This window comes from Fluviicola sp., from assembly GCF_030151805.1.
GTDB lineage: Bacteria > Bacteroidota > Bacteroidia > Flavobacteriales_D > Crocinitomicaceae > Fluviicola.
Genome location: NZ_JASLCN010000074.1, coordinates 1 through 4,762, shown reverse-complemented (window position 1 = coordinate 4,762; position 4,762 = coordinate 1). Strand labels below are relative to the sequence as shown.

Genomic DNA, 4,762 nt, shown 5'->3' with positions numbered 1-4,762 from the left:
TTCCTGTGCCTGATTCTTCGCTTTTGTTTGCGTTGAAGAAGGATTATTTTGTTTTAATTGTGCATGTGTTTTCATAAGACTTTTTTTTAATTAAACGCGATCATCAACATGGACTTCTTCTCCTTTTTTATGGTGAATACCTTCCACAAATTTCACCGTGTCATTGTGTACTTTTGAAGGCCTGAAGTGGCCGGATAGTTTTGTGATATACACTTTTTTACCAGTCATATACATTGTTCCTGCTCCCTTGACATCCGGATCTCCACCAACTAAAGTCGGATGAGGTAATTTGTTGTCTGCCCTTGTTGCTATTTGTACACTGCTTTTGTTATGAACATACATGTGCTCTCCATCACTGCTTAACCAGTTTTTTAACCCGGCATTATTTTGTAAGGTGGAATCTTTTAACTGCTCATAACTAACCTGATCTCTATTGTCATGTACGGTTTGCTCGTCATCGGCTTTCTTCGCTTTCGTGCCGTGTAGTTTTCCTGCAAAGAATGAATTGGTACTTCTTTTGAAGAGGTTGTTACTTTCCGGATGCAACAAGTCATCACGCACGTGGTCGTCAGAAACTTTTTTTCTTTGAATTGCAATCTTGCCTTTTGAGTACGCTTTTAACAATGTACTTTCAGACGCCTGATTCTTCGCTTTCGACTGAATAGCATGGTGTTGCTTTCCACCGCTTGTTTTGGTTTGACTTGCTTTCATAGGTTTTATTTTTCAATTTTACCTTTTACCTTTTCAATTCTCTCTATCTCCATTTCACCTGTATCGCTTTCTTCATCCAGCTGAATTTGATCGTCCGGAAATTCCAGGGAACATAATCCAGAAGCATGTCAAAACCTTTCGCTTCGACCGTCAGTAAAAAAGCATCTTCCTGTTCTTCCAATCGTCCTTCCCGGCATAGAAAACCTCCGCGAAAACCGTCAATAGTTGTTTCTCCCAAACGTCCCCAGTTTTGCATCGCTCCCTGAAGCATCCCTTCAACCGTGCTTTTTTCATCATCCGTCAGGTTGGATTTTCTCGGAATCGGAACCCCCGTTTTGAAATTGACCAACAGTTTATTCAGCTGCATCTGGTATTCCGGAAATTCACCTTCTCCGAAAACGGCATATTGCATCAGGAAAATTCCTTTGATTTGTGCCTTCCTGGTTTTAAATTTTCCGTTCTCGGTGAGCTCCAGCATGGAAAATAAACGGGGCAGAAAAGGGGAAAGCAATACCAATCCCGAATTGTCAATAAAGGAGATTTTTGCCAAATCTTCTTCGGTTTCTTCCGTTTCAGGTTCGTCTTCTTCAAGATCTTCTTCCTCTTCTTCCAATGTTTCGGGTTCTTTCAGAATTTCGGCATCTTCGCCTCTCAGTTCTTTCCGGAGTTGCTGAAGCAATGGTTCCTGTTCGTTGAGCTGAATGAATTCTTTGATGAAAACAGTTCGTTGCTTTTGATTGAGCTCCCGGCGAATCAAAGTCCACAATTCGAGTAATAGTTCTTTTTGATTGCGGTGTCCGGCCTTTTTTGAAAAACTGAAAATCAATTGAATCACCGCTTGCTCATTGATAGAAATTTTCCATTTCCGGTTGATGAAATCCGTCATTTTTTTGACCAGGTCCAATACCGGGATCAAAAATTTCATCCATTCCAGGTTCAGAGAAAGTGCATGGATGACCGGCATGTTTTGCTCGTTTTCGGTGAAATACTGTAACAAGCGTTTTCTGTTTTCCACCAACGTTTTCGAATAAGCGAGGTCTTCTTCCTGTTTACTTATTGTTGTAGCAGCCTCGATCTTTTGTCTGATGGAAGCCAGGATTTTAAACAAGTTAAAAGGAATGGAAAAATTGGAATGTTTGAAATCCAGGTAGAAATAATCAATCAATTGCTTGAGAGATAAGTTGTAATGTGCTCCCGTTTTTTCCAAAACCCGCTGTACGATTGATTCCTGGTTAAAAACCTGGTTTTTGGTTTCTTCCAGAACATCAAACAAAAAAGACCATTTCAAACGCTGAATCGAACCGATAACCTGTCCTTCAATGTGAGCGCCGTTGCCTGAATGATGCAATAATTGCATAAACGAAGACAATTCAATGGCTTTTGAAGGAAGAATAATTGCCAACAGACGATACCGGGTTGATTCGCTCAACTGATCCAAAAGTAATTCCCGGAACAGGGAAGACCCCAGTTTTGACTTTAACTCTAAAACCTGTTCTTTGGTAAGTTTTGTTTTTTCGGTCAGTAAATGGAATTGAAAAGCCACGGCATCAATTGTTTTTGTTTGTTCGGATTTCTTTTTGCCCAAAACTAATTCCGAATACAAACGGTGAATCAGATCGCGCAGGTCGTTGTGCATTTTCCACTTACTGGTTTCCACGTAAGCAAACGAAATAATCTGCCACAATTCGACATTGTATCTTGCGGAAAGGCGTTTGAAAACCTGCCAGACCAAATATTCTTTATTAATCGCTGAGTTTTTTGAAAGAGCGACCAGAGGAAGAATCACCTGCCATTTGAACAGCATGAATTCTCCGCCGGATTTTCCCTGTAGTGCTCCGCTTTGATTTTGCTTGTTCAAATGCTGTGCATATTCAATCACAAAAGGGGCATCAAAGGGAACGAGCAAACGAACCAGGTCGAAAATCTCTATTTCGCGTAAAGGCTTGATAATCTGGAGCACATTCCGTTCGTTTTCCAGCAAACTGCGCAATTGATTGATATCTGCTTCATGAAGTTTCAAGCTCTGTTTCGGATTTTTCAATTCCCGTAAAATCTGTGGCCATTCTTCCGGTTTTTGGATGCGAATCGACATCGAAACAGTGTGTTCTTCGGCTTTTAATTCCATCAGAATAGTCTGTAAACCGGACGGAATTGCCCGGTTGAAATCCTGGTCAAGGAAAAAGGTGAGTGAATGAAGTAATTCTCCATAACTCAGATTGATGTGCGCTGCCAGGTTTCCGATCGTATCTCTTACAAACAGTTTCCGGTTAAATGCGGCACTTTGATTACTCAAAAGATACGAATACACGACTTTCCAGATCACGATACGCCGTTCTTCTTCCCGGATTTGAGCATACTGAGATTCTGCATATTTGACTCTCAGAAAAACAACATACGAGCGAATGAATGAGAATTCGGCAGGAGCGAGCAGCTGAACGACTTCAAACAAATCCGGATCATCCAGCTGATAGATCATGCGTTGCTGTAAACTGGTGTAATGTCCGTAAGATTTCAAAAAAGAAGTGAGCTCCTTGGCTTTGCTTTTCAAAACAGATTGAAACAATTCGACAACATTTTTGAAACGCTGAGCCAGGTTCCAGGAAAGTGTTCCATGCAGTAAAAATTGTTTCAGTGCTTCCAACTGATAATCGGCCTCCTCCAGGCGTTTGTCTTCTTTTTTGGAAGGATACAGGATTTCCCGCATCAAACTTTCTTCCAGTTTTTCTTCCAGTATCCGTTCGAAATCCTGTTCAAAGTCTTCTTCGGAAATGTTTCCAAGATCCAGATCCAGTTTCGAGATTTCAATTTCAAAACCGGTTTGGTCGCAACGCATCAACACGCGGTTGGCAACTTCCGTGATGTATTTATCGGCGAAGAGTTCAAAATCGCGGTACCAGCTTTGAATGAACGATTCATCGTGAGCAGTAACATGCAGCGCTATGGATGAAATACTGTTCATTGAATGATTTGTAAAAAGGAATTACTGACTCTGAAAAAAGCCCGGATGGACTCCGAAAAATGAACCAGATCTTTGGCTTTTCTACTTGCCAAAGCTTCCCGCCACTTGTAATAAATCTGCTCGAAATCGTAGATGTAATCGGAATTCACACGATACAAGCGAATGCGCAAATGTGCCGGGAGCCGTTCCCGGAGCAATTCTTCCAAACGTTCATTGACCACCTGGTTTTCAAAACGGCTGGAAGCAATGATCGATAAGGTGTTTCCTTCTGCAGCATCTGTTTGTTCGGGATGCGCATAGTGAAGTAACCGGTGTTCGACCAGGTAAAACAAATGTCTTTCCGGATTCAAAAAACGAACGAGTGCCCACAAACGGTTTGCCGAACGGATGAGGTGTTCTTTGGTCCGGTACGTTCCGATAATCATCCATTCTTCTTTGCCCGGATAACGGAAAACCAGGATCCAGCGATTGTTTTCGCTCAATTGGATCATCCGGTAGTTAGCAGCATTCGAACCAACGGAAAGGAAACTTTCAAAAACCGCATTTCTTCTCACCAAACTGATTTCGTTTTGAAGAGAGGGGAAATATTCTTCCTTCCAGTCCATTTCGTGAACGGGAATAGTTTGTGGCGCTTCGTTAAAAATCGGGTTGTAAAACACACCCGATATCGGTGCAATATCCAGATATACTTCATATTGATCGAAGAAAACCGCATCGGGAAGTAAATTAAGTCCCAGGTTTTTCAATAGATCACGCACCGGAATTTCGGATTCTATTTTTTTCCCGTGAAGCAGGGAAAACAACTCTTTGAAAACGATATTGCTTTCCGTAGGCTTCAATTTATTAAAGGAACGAAAACGGTTCCGGTTCAATTCCGGAAGTTCCTCCGTTAAAAGTGAACGGTATTTTATTTTGGATGTCGGAGGTTGAAAATCCTGGAAAAACTGAGCCGTATCTTCTCCGTACAAGGTGTCCAGAATGTCGATAAAACCGGATTTTTTGTTCTGAATCGAATCAGGAGTCAGCAATTGATTGTTTTTCTGGAATTTAGCCCGGTCCACAACCTTGTTCACTTCCGGAATGGAAACCAAA

At 41.6% G+C, this 4,762-nt stretch carries 3 protein-coding genes; all 3 read right to left on the bottom strand.

Going from position 1 to position 4,762, the window contains the following annotated elements; translation table 11 throughout:
- Nucleotides 1-90: 90 nt before the first annotated feature.
- Nucleotides 91-711 carry a hypothetical protein gene (locus Q1V93_RS03100; RefSeq protein WP_300661301.1) on the bottom strand — a complete coding sequence of 207 codons (621 nt, stop codon included), beginning with the start codon at nucleotides 709-711 and terminating at the stop codon, nucleotides 91-93.
- Between the two features lie 43 nt (nucleotides 712-754).
- Nucleotides 755-3,670, bottom strand: a complete 2,916-nt coding sequence (locus tag Q1V93_RS03095) for a contractile injection system tape measure protein (protein WP_300661298.1) — start codon at nucleotides 3,668-3,670, stop codon at nucleotides 755-757.
- The coding region (locus Q1V93_RS03090; RefSeq protein WP_300661295.1) for a hypothetical protein at nucleotides 3,667-4,762 on the bottom strand (1,096 nt) is incomplete at its 5' end. The genes Q1V93_RS03095 and Q1V93_RS03090, both read right to left, overlap by 4 nt.